The sequence below is a fragment of the Pseudomonas sp. I8001 genome, from assembly GCF_013385345.1.
Taxonomy (GTDB): Bacteria; Pseudomonadota; Gammaproteobacteria; order Pseudomonadales; family Pseudomonadaceae; genus Aquipseudomonas.
Genome location: NZ_JACAQC010000033.1, coordinates 229796 through 244203, shown reverse-complemented (window position 1 = coordinate 244203; position 14408 = coordinate 229796). Strand labels below are relative to the sequence as shown.

At 60.2% G+C, this 14408-nt stretch carries 16 protein-coding genes; 7 read left to right on the top strand and 9 right to left on the bottom strand.

Annotation, left to right across the window (positions count from 1 at the left end; translation table 11 throughout):
• Window positions 1-13 precede the first annotated feature (13 nt).
• From HX839_RS22880 to HX839_RS22870, 3 genes are read right to left on the bottom strand one after another with little or no spacing between them, the layout of a single operon-like run.
• On the bottom strand, window positions 14-931 hold the full coding sequence (locus HX839_RS22880; protein ID WP_003218711.1) for a 5'-nucleotidase: 918 nt from the start codon (window positions 929-931) through the stop codon (window positions 14-16).
• 13 nt (window positions 932-944) lie between these two features.
• Window positions 945-1907 carry a putative 2-dehydropantoate 2-reductase gene (locus tag HX839_RS22875; protein WP_177067710.1) on the bottom strand — a complete coding sequence of 321 codons (963 nt, stop codon included), beginning with the start codon at window positions 1905-1907 and terminating at the stop codon, window positions 945-947.
• On the bottom strand, window positions 1904-2296 hold the full coding sequence (locus HX839_RS22870; RefSeq protein WP_102605075.1) for a thioredoxin: 393 nt from the start codon (window positions 2294-2296) through the stop codon (window positions 1904-1906). The genes HX839_RS22875 and HX839_RS22870 overlap by 4 nt, the downstream gene beginning before the upstream one ends.
• Here HX839_RS22870 and HX839_RS22865 point away from each other — a divergent pair.
• Complete coding sequence (locus HX839_RS22865) at window positions 2295-2729, top strand: PilZ domain-containing protein (RefSeq protein WP_003218717.1); 435 nt, start codon at window positions 2295-2297, stop codon at window positions 2727-2729. The genes HX839_RS22870 and HX839_RS22865 overlap by 2 nt on opposite strands.
• A gap of 133 nt (window positions 2730-2862) precedes the next feature.
• Window positions 2863-3939, top strand: coding sequence for a 3-deoxy-7-phosphoheptulonate synthase (locus HX839_RS22860; RefSeq protein WP_177067709.1), 1077 nt, complete (start codon window positions 2863-2865; stop codon window positions 3937-3939).
• A gap of 114 nt (window positions 3940-4053) precedes the next feature.
• On the opposite strand, the gene HX839_RS22855 is transcribed toward HX839_RS22860, so the two are convergent.
• A complete protein-coding gene (locus HX839_RS22855; RefSeq protein ID WP_003189869.1) occupies window positions 4054-4335 on the bottom strand; it encodes a GNAT family N-acetyltransferase in 282 nt (93 codons plus the stop codon).
• A 626-nt stretch (window positions 4336-4961) separates the two neighbouring features.
• Here HX839_RS22855 and oprI point away from each other — a divergent pair.
• Window positions 4962-5213, top strand: a complete 252-nt coding sequence (gene oprI, locus HX839_RS22850; protein ID WP_003172710.1) for an outer membrane lipoprotei OprI — start codon at window positions 4962-4964, stop codon at window positions 5211-5213.
• Window positions 5214-5345: 132 nt separating this feature from the next.
• On the opposite strand, the gene HX839_RS22845 is transcribed toward oprI, so the two are convergent.
• The 3 genes from HX839_RS22845 to HX839_RS22835 all read right to left on the bottom strand — a co-directional run bounded on the left by HX839_RS22845 (window position 5346) and on the right by HX839_RS22835 (window position 7344).
• Window positions 5346-6314 (bottom strand): L,D-transpeptidase family protein, encoded by a 969-nt coding sequence (locus HX839_RS22845; RefSeq protein ID WP_177054104.1) that lies wholly within the window; start codon window positions 6312-6314, stop codon window positions 5346-5348.
• Between the two features lie 72 nt (window positions 6315-6386).
• The gene (locus HX839_RS22840) at window positions 6387-6680 is read right to left on the bottom strand and encodes a hypothetical protein (protein WP_003218723.1); all 294 of its coding nucleotides are present in this window, start codon (window positions 6678-6680) and stop codon (window positions 6387-6389) included.
• Between the two features lie 58 nt (window positions 6681-6738).
• A complete protein-coding gene (locus HX839_RS22835; protein WP_102368440.1) occupies window positions 6739-7344 on the bottom strand; it encodes an arylesterase in 606 nt (201 codons plus the stop codon).
• 10 nt (window positions 7345-7354) lie between these two features.
• On the opposite strand from HX839_RS22835, the gene HX839_RS22830 reads away from it, so the two are divergent.
• Window positions 7355-8038: an ABC transporter ATP-binding protein gene (locus HX839_RS22830; protein ID WP_003218726.1), complete on the top strand. Its 684-nt coding sequence runs from the start codon at window positions 7355-7357 to the stop codon at window positions 8036-8038.
• Window positions 8038-10548 (top strand): ABC transporter permease, encoded by a 2511-nt coding sequence (locus tag HX839_RS22825; protein ID WP_102605077.1) that lies wholly within the window; start codon window positions 8038-8040, stop codon window positions 10546-10548. The genes HX839_RS22830 and HX839_RS22825 overlap by 1 nt, the downstream gene beginning before the upstream one ends.
• A 46-nt stretch (window positions 10549-10594) precedes the next feature.
• Here the strand turns inward: HX839_RS22825 and greB are convergent, their stop codons facing one another.
• Together greB and HX839_RS22815 are read right to left on the bottom strand one after the other, a co-directional pair.
• On the bottom strand, window positions 10595-11068 hold the full coding sequence (gene greB / locus HX839_RS22820) for a transcription elongation factor GreB (protein ID WP_008437752.1): 474 nt from the start codon (window positions 11066-11068) through the stop codon (window positions 10595-10597).
• 152 nt (window positions 11069-11220) lie between these two features.
• Window positions 11221-12450 carry a hypothetical protein gene (locus tag HX839_RS22815; protein ID WP_177008076.1) on the bottom strand — a complete coding sequence of 410 codons (1230 nt, stop codon included), beginning with the start codon at window positions 12448-12450 and terminating at the stop codon, window positions 11221-11223.
• A 304-nt stretch (window positions 12451-12754) separates the two neighbouring features.
• On the opposite strand from HX839_RS22815, the gene HX839_RS22810 reads away from it, so the two are divergent.
• Both HX839_RS22810 and HX839_RS22805 read left to right on the top strand, forming a co-directional pair.
• Complete coding sequence (locus HX839_RS22810; protein WP_177050920.1) at window positions 12755-13681, top strand: ABC transporter ATP-binding protein; 927 nt, start codon at window positions 12755-12757, stop codon at window positions 13679-13681.
• Complete coding sequence (locus tag HX839_RS22805) at window positions 13678-14403, top strand: ABC transporter permease (RefSeq protein WP_102605079.1); 726 nt, start codon at window positions 13678-13680, stop codon at window positions 14401-14403. Before HX839_RS22810 ends, HX839_RS22805 begins: the two co-directional genes overlap by 4 nt.
• Window positions 14404-14408 lie beyond the last annotated feature (5 nt).

Here is a 14408-nt window from a genome sequence, read left to right as displayed (position 1 = left end):
CCTTTGGCAGTGCTCAGCCCTCGGTCTGAATTTTCAACTCGTTACTGATGCCATGGGGGACGTGACCGGTAGCCACGAACTCCCGGGCCTTCTCGCAATGCCCTTCCTGGTCATCGAAAAACACATCGGCGGCGAAGGCTTCGAGGAACGCCGACTTCTCCAGGCCACCAAGAAACAGCGACTCGTCGAGACGGATATCCCACTCGCGCAGCGTGCGAATCACCCGCTCGTGGGAAGGCGCCGAACGGGCAGTCACCAGCGCAGTGCGGATGGGGCAGGACTCGTCGGGGAACTCGCGCTGCAACAGGTTGAGTGCCGCCAGGAAGCCCTTGAACGGGCCGCCGCGCAACGGCTCGCGGGCGGATTCGCGCTCGCTGGCCTGGAAGGCTTCAAGGCCGCCCGACTGATAAACGCGCTCGGACTCGTCGGAAAACAGCACCGCGTCGCCATCGAAGGCGATCCGCAATTCGGCACTGGAGGCCCGACCTGCGCCGCCCGACAGAATCGTCGCTGCGGCAAACCCGGCATCCAGGGCGCTGCGCACATCCTCGGCATGGGTGGACAGAAACAGGTGGCAGCCAAACGCCGCCAGATAAGGATAAGGGCTGCGCCCGCCGACAAACGCCGCGCGGGAGATGTCGAGCCCGTAATGCTGGATCGAATTGAATACACGCAAGCCGGTGTCGGCACTGTTACGCGACACCAGCACCACCTCGACCCGGGCGCGGCCGAGGCTGGCGTTGAGGCTCAGGAGTTTCTTCACCAGCGGGAAGGCGTCACCGGGCTCGAGGGTTTCTTCCTCGTGGTCGATCTGGTACTTGCGGTACGCCTCGACGCCTTGGGCCAGGTAGACCTTGTGGCTCTCGCTCAGGTCGAACAGCGCTCGCGAGGAAATCGCCAGCACCAGTTTGTCGCCCAATCCCTTCGCCATGGTGTTCCCCCAATCAGCGGTTATGCCGATCCATAAAACTCAAGGCCTGATACAGCGCCTGCATGCGTGGCAATTCACAACCCGCCGCGTTGGCCGCGGCCAAGGGGCGCGCGTAGATCGCCGCCAGTTCCAGCGGGCGCTTGTGCACGTAATCGTGATACATGCTGGGCAAGTAATCATCCATGCTCTCGGTCATGGTGAACATCTGCCCGGCGTAACTGGCGGGAATCTCATGCCCGCAGGCGTGGGCGCCCTGCACCACTTCGGCCATCAGCGCCTGGATCAGTTCGCGGCTGGACTCATCCGCCATCATCGCCGTGGTGCCCGTGCCGAACACTACCGAGAGACCGTTGTAAGGCACGTTCCACACCAGTTTATGCCAGCGCGCCTGGTGCACATTGGCCATGGCCTGGGAATCGATACCGGCCTGGTGAAACAGCGCGGCGCCTTCTTCGACGACGGCTTGCCGACCGCTGTCATCGTTGGCCGCGGGGCCACTGTGGTAACCCAGGTTGACCCGGCCCAGCGCCTGATGCTCGACGATCCCGGGACCGGAGCGGTGCACGCCGATGTAGCACAGGCCACCCAGCAGGTGCAGCGACGGCGGCAGGTGTTCACGCAGGCTGTCCTCTACGTCGAGGCCATTTTGCAACAGGATTATCCTGGCGTCCGGGGCGGCAACCTGAGCGATGGTCGGGGCCAGTTCGACATTCCCGGTCGATTTGGTGCCCACCAGCAGCCAGTCGCACGGCGGCATGTCGGCGGCGCGGGCATAAGCCTGTACCGGGTGAAGGTGCACGGTTCCGTGGATCGTGCTGTTGAGTTGCAGGCCGCGCTCGCTGACCGCCGCGTACTCGCTGCGCAGCAGGAAATGCACATCGAAGCCGGCGCGCGCGAGCATCACACCGTAGTAGCCACCAATGGCCCCGGTGCCGATGATCCCGATCCGTGGCGACTGTTTTGTTACTTCGGTCATGGCAACTCCTCTGGTATTCGTTTGAGCGCCTGCTGCACACCTTGAGTCAGGTCGCTGGCGGTCAGACGCGTCAGTGACGCTAATATTCCATGGAATTTCCCGTTACACACCACAAACAACGCCGGCAGGTGAAAGATCTCGTAGCGCTCCACTGCCCCGCCATTGTGACCCGCATCCACCCAGCACACCCGGTCCACCGGCAAGTCCCAACCCGGCAGTTGCTGGTGCAGGAAGCGGCAACGCGAGCAGCCGTCACCGGTAAACACCACCAGGGACGTGCCGGGAAGCCCCAGTAATTGCTGGTCGATATCCAGGTCGGTAAGTTGCAGTTCTTTCACTATACTGCTGCCACCGCCGTCAACTGGACGGTGCTCGGAGTCCGTGTGCATGGGTCGTTTCTTTCCTCACCCTGATGATGTCGCTGTCGAAATAACCCAACGCCCCATTTCCGGCATTTCCCGCCAACGGCTGCACACTATCGGCCTGGGCGGCGTCGCATGCAATTGCCCACGCGCCTGGCGCCAGGGCGCGGCCATCGAGTTGCACATCCCCTCACTGGGCCAGACGGCCCGCTATCCGGGCTATGTGGCATGGTGCCGCAAGGCCGAAAACGGCTACCGCGTCGACATTGCCTTTACCGATGAGCAGGCCTTGTTCGGTGCGCGGATGGGTGAGCAAGTGTGCCAGATCGAACGGTACTGCCGCCTCCACGAAGGCGTCGAGCCCACACCCGGGCAGAGCGAAGCGCTGGCCCGGGAATGGGTCACGCGCCATGCCGGCGAGTTCTCCCATGAGGCTTTTGTGCTGCCAGCGCTGGATTAAAGCGGACGTTGCCCATTGTCTCGCAGCCTTGTAACGCGCTAAGGTTCCGCTCCCCGCTGCACTTAAATCATGCTGTGCTCCGCCGCACGGGGATCGCTGGCGGCCGGCACCCGTGACCCTGACGAGTAACACGATGGCTGATTTACCGATCAACGACCTTAACGTCGAATCCAACGAGACCCTGATCACGCCCGATCAGCTCAAGCGTGAAATCCCCCTGAGCGACGCTGCCCTGCAGACCGTCACCAAGGGCCGCGAAGTCATCCGTGAGATTCTCGACGGCACCGACCACCGCCTGTTCGTGGTCATCGGGCCGTGCTCGATCCATGACCTCAAGGCTGCCCACGAATACGCCGAGCGCCTGAAGCTGCTGGCGGCGGAAGTGTCCGACACCTTGTACCTGGTGATGCGTGTCTATTTCGAGAAGCCGCGTACCACCGTCGGCTGGAAAGGCTTGATCAACGACCCGTACCTGGACGACTCGTTCAAGATCCAGGACGGCCTGCACATCGGTCGTCAATTGCTGCTGGACCTGGCGGAAATGGGCCTGCCGACGGCAACCGAAGCCCTGGACCCGATTTCCCCGCAGTACCTGCAAGACCTGATCAGCTGGTCGGCAATTGGTGCACGCACCACCGAATCCCAGACTCACCGCGAAATGGCTTCCGGCCTGTCCTCGGCCGTGGGTTTCAAGAACGGTACCGATGGCGGCCTGACCGTGGCGATCAACGCCCTGCAGTCGGTCTCCAGCCCGCACCGCTTCCTGGGCATCAACCAGGAAGGTGGCGTGTCCATCGTCACCACCAAGGGCAACGCCTACGGTCACGTGGTACTGCGTGGCGGCAATGGCAAGCCCAACTATGATTCGGTCAGCGTGGCCTTGTGCGAACAGGCGCTGAACAAGGCGAAGATCAAGCCGAACATCATGGTCGATTGCAGCCACGCCAACTCCAACAAGGACCCGGCCCTGCAACCGCTGGTGATGGAGAACGTGGCCAACCAGATTCTGGAAGGCAACCAGTCGATCATCGGCCTGATGGTCGAAAGCCACCTGAACTGGGGCTGCCAGGCGATTCCAAAGGACCTGGCCGACCTGCAATACGGCGTGTCGATCACCGATGCGTGCATCGACTGGTCTGCCACCGAGACCACCTTGCGCAGCATGCACGCCAAGCTCAAGGACGTGTTGCCCAAGCGCCAGCGCGGCTGAGCACAGACTGCGGACACAAAAACGCCGGGCTAAACCCGGCGTTTTTTTTGATCGTTCCCCCGCCCTGCGTGGGAATGCATCCTGGGATGCTCTGCGTACCGCCCTACTCAATGCTCAAAGCTTCGCGGCATGGCGCTGGTGGCGCTCCATGTAGCGCTCAACGTAGGAGCAGGACGGGATCACCGTATAACCTGCCTCTTCGGCGAACTTCAACGCTTCCTCGGTCAGCGCGGCAGCAATGCCACGGCCGCGCAATGCGTTGGGCACGAAGGTGCGATAGATATCCAGGGTCTGCTTCCCGAGATCCATATAGGTCAGATAGGCACGATGACCGTCCACATTGGTCTCGAACTGATGACCAGCCTGGTCATGGTGGATGGACAACGCCTCGCTCATCACTACTCCTCGCGGGTCTTGGTTTCTGACCCCTACCTTACCGATGTTTTTCCGGCGAAGGAACATCTACGCCACCCGGTGCCGGTTTCGACAACGAGAAAAGCGGCCAGTGCCTTGCACTAGCGCTCACAACCAGCACAGGGAAATAGTAGGCGCCAATCGCACAATTGCTCAAGACGCGCTCGTCTTCCGTTGCGCTGGCGGACATAGAAAGGGCCAATCGAGATTCCTTACGTCGATGGCCTGAACATTGCCGGCAGTTGAAGCTTGAGACGAACACGCGCTCTTAAAGTCACCTCAACATGCACAAAAGATACCGAATGGCGAAAAGACAATCTGAACAATAGTGTCAGGGACGATATATAAAATGACTTATGTTTACATGGCTTAACACATGCCAGCCGGCCCTTTCAGGCTGGATCCAATCCTCGGCCGAGTGCAAAAATCTGCATATTTTTTATACAGACTCTCGAAAGATTAGCCAAAATAGATTGGACGCGAGAATTTTTTTTGCTTCTTGCGCTACGTCAGTTTACTTACTACAAGTAATGGGTAGTATGTACGCCGGCTATTAGCTCACTCTGAGAAAGTAGCCATTTAATAGAAAGTCCTTGAAGGGGAACACGATGAACAACGTTCTGAAATTCTCTGCTCTGGCTCTGGCCGCAGTTCTGGCTACCGGTTGCAGCAGCGTCTCCAAAGAAACCGAAGCTCGTCTGACTGCAACTGAAGACGCAGCAGCACGCTCCCAGGCTCGTGCAGACGAAGCCTACCGTAAAGCTGATGAAGCTCTGGCTGCTGCTCAAAAAGCACAACAGACTGCTGACGAAGCTAACGAGCGCGCTCTGCGCATGCTTGAAAAAGCAAGCCGCAAGTAATAATCCTCCGGGGTTGTTATCAAGCCGATCCATTCTTGGATCGGCTTTTTTTTGCCTGTGATTTGGCTGGATTCCAGACAATAAAAAACCCGTCACCGCGCGAGGCGATAACGGGTTATGGATCGTGCAGGCTTACTGCTGCAGATCGACCGGCGTACTCGACACCATCGGCGCCCCGCCCGGCACACCGATTTCCGTCGGGATACCGTCTTCGGCCGCAACCACGTCACGCACCTGGTCCCAGTTGACCCGCAGGTTGCTGGACAGGTCTTCACGCTTGAGCAAGGCGTTGATGACGGCGGTGTGCTTGTCGACGACCGATGGGGTGCCATCGTCGTTCAGCGGCGTATGGGCTTCCAGGTAGACCTTGCCCCCGGCCGCGCCGAACTTGTAGGCGTCGTTGATAATCCGCACCGACGTGCCCACCGGCACCATGTCGGCCATTTCCAGCACGTTGTTGTTGAACATGCGGAAGCAACCGTGGCTGGTACGGGTACCGATGCCGAACTTCATGTTGGAACCGTGGATCAGGTAGCCCGGCGTGCCGAGGGTGAACTTGAACGGCCCCAGCGGGTTGTCCGGGCCAGCCGGCACGACGTTGGGCAACGGGTCGCCATTGGCGGCGTGTTCTGCCTTGATCGAGGCTGGCGGGGTCCAGGTCGGGTTCGGGATCTTGCCCGTGATGGTGGTGTGGGCCACTGGCGAGCCCCAGCCTTCACGGCCAATCCCCAACGGGAACGTGTACACCACGTTCTGGCCCTTGGGGTAGTAGTAGAGCCGGTACTCCGCCAGGTTGATCACGATGCCTTCACGCGGGCCGGGCGGCAGGATGAAGCGCGTCGGCAACACGATCTCGGTACCCGCTCCCGGCAGCCAGGCATCCACGCCCGGGTTGGCCGCGACCATCTCCGAATAACCCAGGTCGTAGGTGGTGCCGAGGTCCGCGAAGGTATCTTCGTACTTGGCCTTGATCACCTGGACCTGGCCAACGATATCTTCACCCGGTGGCGGCAAAGGCAACTGCAAGGCTGCAGCAGAACCGGCCGCGCAGAGCGCAGCGAGAGACAGGCAGCAGGTGACGGCGGAAAGGCGCGACAACATCCGGGAATTCCTTCGCAGATCGACGGGTAGTAGAAAATGGATTGTACACGGCTGCCCGGCGGGCACCCATATTCAAAGCTCGAAGCGCAGCTCTGGCCAGATCGGCGGTGTGCCGCGTTTTTGCGACTCGAGGATCGCCCGGCACAGGGGGCACAAACGCTGGTCCTGGAAGATCGAGCGATCCACCGATGACCAGCGCGGCTGGGCAGGCAACAACGTGCCGCAGAGGGTGCGGTCGATGGACCCGCCCAACTCCAATTGACGCGTCACCAGATGCACCCGGACTTCCTGGCAGGCGAACAGATCCAGCTGTTCGTCAGGCTCGATCAGTTGGTAGGCAAACAGTGACCAGGCAGGACGCGACATCGGGGGCTCCAAATCGGGGGGGCGCCACCTTAGCCGAAAGACCGCTGCTAGAAAAGCGTCATAGCAGTGGTTTTAGCGTTGGCCAGACATTTTCCAGCAACTTGCCCTGCGCGCCAACCGCCGGGTGCAATTGGTCAGCCTGCATCAGCTCTGGATGGCCGCCGATTCCTTCCAGGAAAAACGGTACCAGCGGGACGCTTTTTTCCTTGGCCAGGGCCGGGTAGACATTAGCAAACGCGGTGGTGTATTTCGGCCCGTAATTAGGCGGCAACTGCATGCCCAGCAGCAGCACCTTGGCACCGCTGGCCTTGGACTGTTCAATCATCGATGCAAGATTTTGTTTCAATTGCTCGGGTGGCTGCCCACGCAGGCCGTCATTGCCGCCCAGCTCAATGATCACCAGGTCCGGCTTATGCTCTGCAAGCGCCGCCGGCAGCCGCGCCCGGCCTCCGGCACTGGTGTCGCCGCTGATGGAGGCGTTGACCACTTTATCGTCGAAACCTTCGCTCTTGAGCCGTTGTCCCAACAACGCTACCCACCCTTTGCTGGTATCCAGCCCGAAACCGGCACTGATACTATCGCCAACGATCAGGACTGTACCCGCCGCTGCGTTCTGGGCCATGCACATCAAGGCCAGGCCAGCACTCAAAAACCACATTCGCATTGGATTCTCCATGGGCGCAAGCATTCTCACCGCGCGAAACCTTAGCAAAGTGGTTCCCAGCGCGGAAGGTGAACTGACTATCCTGCACGAACTGAGCCTGGAACTGAACAAGGGCGATAGCCTGGCTATCGTCGGCGCCTCCGGTTCCGGCAAATCCACCCTCCTCGGCCTGCTGGCCGGCCTCGACCTGCCCAGCAGTGGCGAAGTCACCCTCGCCGGCCAGGCCCTGAGTACCCTCGACGAAGACCAGCGTGCACGCATCCGCGCCGAGCACGTGGGGTTTGTGTTCCAGTCCTTCCAGTTGCTCGACAGCCTCAACGCGCTGGAAAACGTGATGCTGCCCCTGGAGCTGGACGGCCGCAAGGACGCCCGCGAGCGCGCCAAACACCTGCTGGAGCGTGTCGGCCTGGGCCAGCGTCTCACCCACTCGCCGCGCCAACTCTCGGGGGGTGAGCAGCAACGGGTAGCGATTGCCCGGGCGTTTGCTGCCGAACCAGACGTGCTGTTTGCCGATGAACCCACCGGCAACCTCGACAGCCATACCGGCGAGCGCATCAGCGACCTGCTGTTCGAACTCAACAAAGAGAGCGGCACGACCCTGGTGCTGGTGACCCATGACGAGCGCCTGGCCCACCGTTGCCGTCGCCTGATCCGTCTTGAAGCCGGCCTGATGGTCGCGCCCCTGGAGCCTTGATGGCACGCTTGCCCTTGTTGCGCCTGTTCAGCCTTGCCCTTCGCCAGTTGCTGCGCGATGCCCGCGCCGGCGAACTGCGCGTGCTGTTCTTCGCCCTGCTGGTGGCCGTGGCCGCCAGCACCGCCATCGGTTACTTCGGTGCCCGCCTGAACGGCGCGATGATGTTGCGCGCCACCGAGTTCCTGGCGGCCGACCTGGTGCTGGAAGGCAGTTCACCCGCCCGCACCGAGCAAATCCAGAGTGGCACCGAGCTGGGCCTGCAGCACGCCAGGGTGGTGGAATTCTCCAGCGTGATTGCCACTGACGCTGGCATCCAGCTGTCCAGCATCAAGGCGGTCAACGAGGCGTATCCGTTGCGCGGCGAGCTGAAGAGCGCCGCCGAACCCTTCGCCGAAGAAACTGCCGGAGGTGGCCCCAAACCCGGTGAAGCCTGGGTGGAAGCACGGCTGTTGACGGCACTGAACCTGAAAATCGGCGACAGCATCGACGTCGGCATGAAGACCCTGCGCCTTTCCCGCGTGCTGACCTATGAGCCGGATCGCGCCGGCAACTTCTATAGCCTGACGCCCAGGGTGATGATCAACCTGGCCGACCTTGACGCCACCGGCGTGGTGCAGCCCGGCAGTCGCGTGAGTTATCGCGACCTGTGGCGAGCGCCACAGGGCGGCACCGTGCTGCAAACCTATCGCGACCTGGTCAAGCCCGGCCTGGCCGCCAACCAGCGGCTGCAGGATGCGCGCGACGGCAACCAGCAGATCGGCGGCGCGCTGGGCAAGGCCGAACGTTACTTGAACATGGCCAGCCTGGTGGCGGTGCTGCTCTCCGGCGTGGCCGTGGCGCTCTCGGCCAATCGCTTCGCCAGCCGACGCTTTGATGCCAGCGCCTTGCTGCGCTGCCTCGGATTGTCGCGACGCGAAACCATGTTGCTGTTCAGCCTGCAATTGGCCGTGCTGGGGTTGCTGGCCAGCCTGACCGGCGCCCTGCTCGGCTGGCTGGCGCAATTGGGCCTGTTTGCGCTGTTGCATGACCTGCTGCCGGCGGACGTTCCACCCGGCGGGCTGCTGCCGGCCGTTGCCGGGATTGGCACCGGGCTGGTAGCCCTCGCCGGTTTCGCCCTGCCGCCGCTGGCCGCCCTGGGGCGGGTGCCGCCACTGCGGGTATTGCGCCGCGACTTGCTGCCAATCCCTTCCAGCACCTGGATGGTCTACGGCGCCGCACTCTTCGCCCTGGGCCTGATCATGTGGCGCTTGAGCCTCGACCTGGTGCTGACCTTCGCCCTGCTGGGCGGCGGCGTGATTGCCGCGCTGGTTCTCGGCGGCCTGCTGCTCCTGTTGCTGCAAAGCCTGCGACGCCTGCTTGCCAGGGCCTCCTTGCCATGGCGCCTGGGGCTGGGCCAGTTGCTGCGTCATCCCCTGGCGGCCGCGGGGCAGTCACTGGCGTTCGGGCTAATCCTGTTATCCATGGGCTTGATCGCGTTGTTGCGCGGCGAATTGCTGGACACCTGGCAGAACCAGTTGCCCAAGGACGCCCCCAACTATTTCGCCCTGAACATCCTGCCCGCCGACAAAGACACCTTCGGCGCACGCCTGCTGGAATTGCAGGCACAGTCTGCTCCGTTGTATCCGGTGGTGCCGGGACGCTTGATCAGCATCAATGGCGCCCCGGTGCAGGAGATCGTCAGTAAGGATTCCAGCGGCGATCGCGCAGTGCAGCGAGACTTGAGCCTGACCTGGGCCGCCGACCTGCCACCGGGCAACAAGCTGACGGCGGGCTCGTGGTGGACAGCGCAACCGACCGACGAAATTCCCGGCGTCTCGGTGGAGGCCAAGGTCGCCGACAGCCTGAAACTCAAGCTCAACGATCACCTGGTGTTTACCGTCGGCGGGGAAAACCGCGAAGCGCGGGTCACCAGCCTGCGGGAAATCAACTGGGACAACTTCCAGCCCAACTTCTTCATGATCTTCCAGCCCGGCACCCTGAAGGACCTGCCGGCCACCTACCTGACCAGCTTCTACCTCGCACCCGGCCATGACCAACAGATCGTCGACCTGTCCCGGGCCTTCCCGGCGGTGACCATCCTGCAGGTGGAGGCACTGCTGGAACAACTGCGCAGCATCCTGGCCCAGGTCACCCTGGCGGTGGAGTACGTGCTGTTGTTTGTCCTGGCGGCGGGGATGGCCGTGTTGTTCTCCGGGCTCCAGGCAACCCTCGATGAGCGAATTCGCCAGGGCGCCCTGCTGCGGGCGCTGGGGGCTGAGCGCAAGTTGCTGGTCAAGGCCCGGCGTATCGAGTTCGGGTTGTTGGGCGCAGTCAGCGGGTTGTTGGCAGCGCTGGGCACTGAACTGGTGACACTGGTGCTGTACCGCTACGCGTTCGACCTGACCTGGCACCCGCATCCGTGGCTATTGCTGCTGCCGGTGATCGGCGCCGTGCTGATCGGCGGTGCCGGCGTGTTCGGCACCCGCCGCGCACTGAATGCCAGCCCGTTGACGGTGCTGCGCGAGGGCTGAAAACGCAAATGGCCCGCACGCGTTCATGCGTACGGGCCATCCGTTGTCACTTCACATATTCGATAGCGGTGATCCACCAGCACACTTCGCCACTGGGGGTCTGCACGAGCGCCTCGTCATCCACTTCCTTGCGCAACAGTGCCCGGGCCATGGGTGAGTCGATGGAGATGTAGTCCATACGCTCATAGATCTCGTCGTACCCCACGATGCGAAACCGCTTGGTCTCGCCCTGTTCGTTTTCAATCTCCACCCAGGCGCCGAAAAACACCTTCCCTTCCTGCTCGGGCATGTACTCGACCACGCGCATGTCTTCCAGGCGCTTGCGCAAATAACGCACCCGGCGATCAATTTCCCGCAGCAGCTTCTTGTTGTACTGGTAGTCGGCGTTTTCGCTCCTGTCCCCCAGGGAGGCCGCCCACGTCACTTTGCGGGTGGTATCAGGGCGCTTTTCTCGCCACAGGTAATCAAGCTCCTTTTTCAGGGCTTCATGACCTTCTTTGGTAATCAGCTTGGTGCTCAAAAGCTCTACATCCCCTGGAAGTTTGCATTTTTCAGACCCGCTGCCGCATCAGGCACAACGCATTTAACGCCCGATGTCGGCTGTGGGGGTCGATGATAAATGAACTCGGGAAAGTAGCCAGACCCACCGGCGGATTCCGGCAACGACGCGTATCAGTCAGCCTCCGTCTGGGTCGGGCCGCATTCAGGCTGGCCGCGCCCGTTCTCGCCAAGCCATGCAAGTGACTCATCCAGGGATTGAAGCGTAACCCTCAGGTTGTCCCGCAGGACAGGCAACTGGAACAGCGCAGCCGTCAGCTGTTGCTCCTTGAGGCGCACCGCAAGGTCACGGTCATGCAACTGGGCTTCCTGGCTCTCCAGGTAGCGCGCACGCTCGTCCATTCGACGCTGCTCTGTCTGGTTCAGCGCCGAGCTGCCAGCCAGATGCTCCTCCCGGAGGGCCAGCGTGCGGGCCAACTGTTCCAGGGACGTTTCCTTTTCGGCAATCCTGTCGGCACTCCGCTGACTCTCCTGCTCAAGGTCAGCCTTTTCCTGGCGCAGTTCGAGACGCAACTGATCAAGCGCTTCTTCCTGCTTGAGCACGCTGAGCTTTTGCTGCGTCAGCTCCTGTGACAATCGGGAAAGATTGGCCAGCGTATCGTCCACTTCAAACAACGAGGATGACTCATTCCGGGCAGGCATGGGCGGCGGCGCCTGGGGGACCGGTTCAGGTTGTTGGACTATGGGCGCCGGCACTGGCGCAGCGACAGCAGGCGCCTCGATCGGTGCCTGTAGTGGCGCCTCAACGAGCGGCTCGGATATCTCGAGCTCAGCCTCGGGCGCCTGCGCCACCGGCTCGGGCAATGACCGCGCAGGCTCTGAAGGATCGGGGGACCTGGGAGCAGACACCATTCTTGAGGAGAAACGAATCGACGGCACGATCAACGTATTGCTTTCAATGGCGGGCAAACCGGGCGCCGACGTTCCCAGGGTAATCACCTTCATCACCAGGGATTTCTTGATCGTCAACGAGTGATGATCTTCAGGCCTGGCCGGGGGCAATTTGCAGCCTTTCAAATCAACAAAATGAAAGGGAATCTGAGTTTCGCCGCTGCTTGCAGATTTTGCCCCGGGAGCAGCCGCGAGCGTCAGGATTTGCTTGAAGACATGGGTCGCTATTTGCAGGTCTTCCTTGGAGTCTATCGCCCCCAGAAAGTAACGTTCGGACTTTTTGCGCAACGCTGCGATGTACACCCGTGAACTACCGGGCTCTGTTTCTTCATCCAGACTGTAGGCAAGAAAGTTTGAAGAGATCTGCGCCACCGCAAAACCACAAAGCAGTGCACCATTGACCGGCGCATCATGCCCGGACTGTTCAAGAACAAGGGTACGTAGAAGCAGCATGACATCAGGCTCCATTTCAAATTGGCATAAACTTTAAATAAACACCAAATAAACAACGACTGTAATTAAATCATCAAAAGCAAAACAATTGTTTCAGCGAGTCATAGTCTGGCATGTAGGACTTATCTTATTCAGCCCCCTCAGCATTTCCAAGAGCGTTTATTGAACGTACCATTTTTTAACAGTGCGACGTCGGAAAAGCTTCAACATAAAAGATTTCAAGCATTGAAATTTCGAACATTCACAACCTGCTGTTCACCCAGGTTAATCCAGCCTTGCCATATCCATTCAGTAGAAAAGCATAATGATCGAGATAACGAGCCTGACAAAAACCATGGGCGGAAAAAACATTATTCATGACTTCTCATTCAACGCCCAACCCCAGGAATGCCTCGGGCTGTTTGGAAATGATGGTGCGGGAAAAACAACTATTATCAAAATGATCTCAGGCTCGACTACACCCTCTTCAGGCCATATAAAAATATTCGGTAACGATATCGCCCTGAACGCATTCCAGGCAAAGAAAGTCACCGGCTACCAGCCAGAGCGACTCTTGAGCCATGGTGCAATGAGTGTAAAGGCCTTTCTCGGTTTCATTGCCGAAATACGCGGATTCCGCGGCGCGGAAAAACGCAAGATGATTGACCGGGCAGTTGCACGGCTTGAGTTGTGGCGGATACTCAAAAGCCCGGTGGAAACCCTCACGGACGGGTTGAAACGCAAGGTAGCCATCGCCCAGGCAATCCTGCATGACCCCAGCCTGCTGTTGCTCGATGAGCCAACAGAAGGTCTGAATGCCGACCAGAAACACAAAGTCAGAATGCTCATCAAGTCGCTCAGCGACGAGATGACGGTCATTGTCGCGTCCCGTGCGCCGGAAGAACTGACCGGTATTTGTACCCGCGCACTGGTGATAGCCGACGGCCGATTGGTGGCAGACACTTCGGTGCCCGAACTGCAGCGCAGCTCCCGTCATCACCAGGCGGTCACCCTTGCAGCCGACACACCACTGGACCTGTTGGCCCTGGCGGTATTGCCCGGGGTCGCCGGCATCGAGGAAGACCGCGAGACTCCCGGCACAGTGACCGTACTCGCCCTGCCGGGGCAAATCATCTACCCCCACATCAATGCACTGGTCACCCAGCGCCGCTGGAAGCTCAATGCCCTGAGCCTGGAAGCCGGGCGCCTGGATGACGTTGTGCACCATATGAGCCAGGAGGCATCGATTTGAAACTTCTCCCGGTCATATTCAAGCGTCAACTGGTCAGTTATCTTTCGGCTCCCGTCACTTACCTGAGCACTGCGGTTTTCCTGACCGCCGCTGCTGTATTTGGCTTCCACTCAACCCGGTTACTGGAAGTCGGCAGTGCCGACTTGCAGGGCTTCTTCCAATTGCACCCCTGGCTCTACTTACTGTTGACACCTGTCCTATGCACTCGGCTTTGGGCCGACGAGCCCACCACCGGTTCCATGGAGTTTCTGAAAACCCTGCCCGTCACACGTTTCGAGATAGTGGTCGGAAAGTTTCTGGCGGCCTGGATTGTTTCCGGCGTGGCCCTGCTGTTGACCTTCCCGATAGTCATCACCGTCAACTATTTTGGCAATCCGGACAATACAGTCATTGCGTCACAATACCTGGGAAGTTGGGTATTGGCCGGATGTTATCTATCCGTGGGTTGTTTTATCTGCGCACTGACACACCATCGCGCGATTATATTCACCGTAACCCTGTGCTTGCTGCTGACCGCCAGTGGCCTGTCATCCATTCTTGATGCGATTGAACATCAAGTTCCGGTATGGCTGATTGACCGCCTTCTTTCCCTGAGCCCGTCTGCGCGTTTTGACGCCATTGACCAAGGGGTACTGGCTCTTCAAGACAGTTTGTACTTCATCAGTATGATCATCGCCTTTCTTGGCGCGACGGTCATTGTCCTGAATGTAAGAAACGGTTGAGAAGG

Excerpts from the sequence above, each read along its gene's own strand:
- HX839_RS22880 (WP_003218711.1), bottom strand. The coding sequence starts at position 931 with ATGGCGAAGGGATTGGGCGACAAACTGGTGCTGGCGATTTCCTCGCGA.
- HX839_RS22875 (WP_177067710.1), bottom strand. The coding sequence starts at position 1,907 with ATGACCGAAGTAACAAAACAGTCGCCACGGATCGGGATCATCGGCACC.
- HX839_RS22865 (WP_003218717.1), top strand. The coding sequence starts at position 2,295 with ATGGGTCGTTTCTTTCCTCACCCTGATGATGTCGCTGTCGAAATAACC.
- HX839_RS22870 (WP_102605075.1), bottom strand. The coding sequence starts at position 2,296 with ATGCACACGGACTCCGAGCACCGTCCAGTTGACGGCGGTGGCAGCAGT.
- HX839_RS22860 (WP_177067709.1), top strand. The coding sequence starts at position 2,863 with ATGGCTGATTTACCGATCAACGACCTTAACGTCGAATCCAACGAGACC.
- HX839_RS22855 (WP_003189869.1), bottom strand. The coding sequence starts at position 4,335 with ATGAGCGAGGCGTTGTCCATCCACCATGACCAGGCTGGTCATCAGTTC.
- oprI (WP_003172710.1), top strand. The coding sequence starts at position 4,962 with ATGAACAACGTTCTGAAATTCTCTGCTCTGGCTCTGGCCGCAGTTCTG.
- HX839_RS22845 (WP_177054104.1), bottom strand. The coding sequence starts at position 6,314 with ATGTTGTCGCGCCTTTCCGCCGTCACCTGCTGCCTGTCTCTCGCTGCG.
- HX839_RS22840 (WP_003218723.1), bottom strand. The coding sequence starts at position 6,680 with ATGTCGCGTCCTGCCTGGTCACTGTTTGCCTACCAACTGATCGAGCCT.
- HX839_RS22835 (WP_102368440.1), bottom strand. The coding sequence starts at position 7,344 with ATGCGAATGTGGTTTTTGAGTGCTGGCCTGGCCTTGATGTGCATGGCC.
- HX839_RS22830 (WP_003218726.1), top strand. The coding sequence starts at position 7,355 with ATGGGCGCAAGCATTCTCACCGCGCGAAACCTTAGCAAAGTGGTTCCC.
- HX839_RS22825 (WP_102605077.1), top strand. The coding sequence starts at position 8,038 with ATGGCACGCTTGCCCTTGTTGCGCCTGTTCAGCCTTGCCCTTCGCCAG.
- HX839_RS22815 (WP_177008076.1), bottom strand. The coding sequence starts at position 12,450 with ATGCTGCTTCTACGTACCCTTGTTCTTGAACAGTCCGGGCATGATGCG.
- HX839_RS22810 (WP_177050920.1), top strand. The coding sequence starts at position 12,755 with ATGATCGAGATAACGAGCCTGACAAAAACCATGGGCGGAAAAAACATT.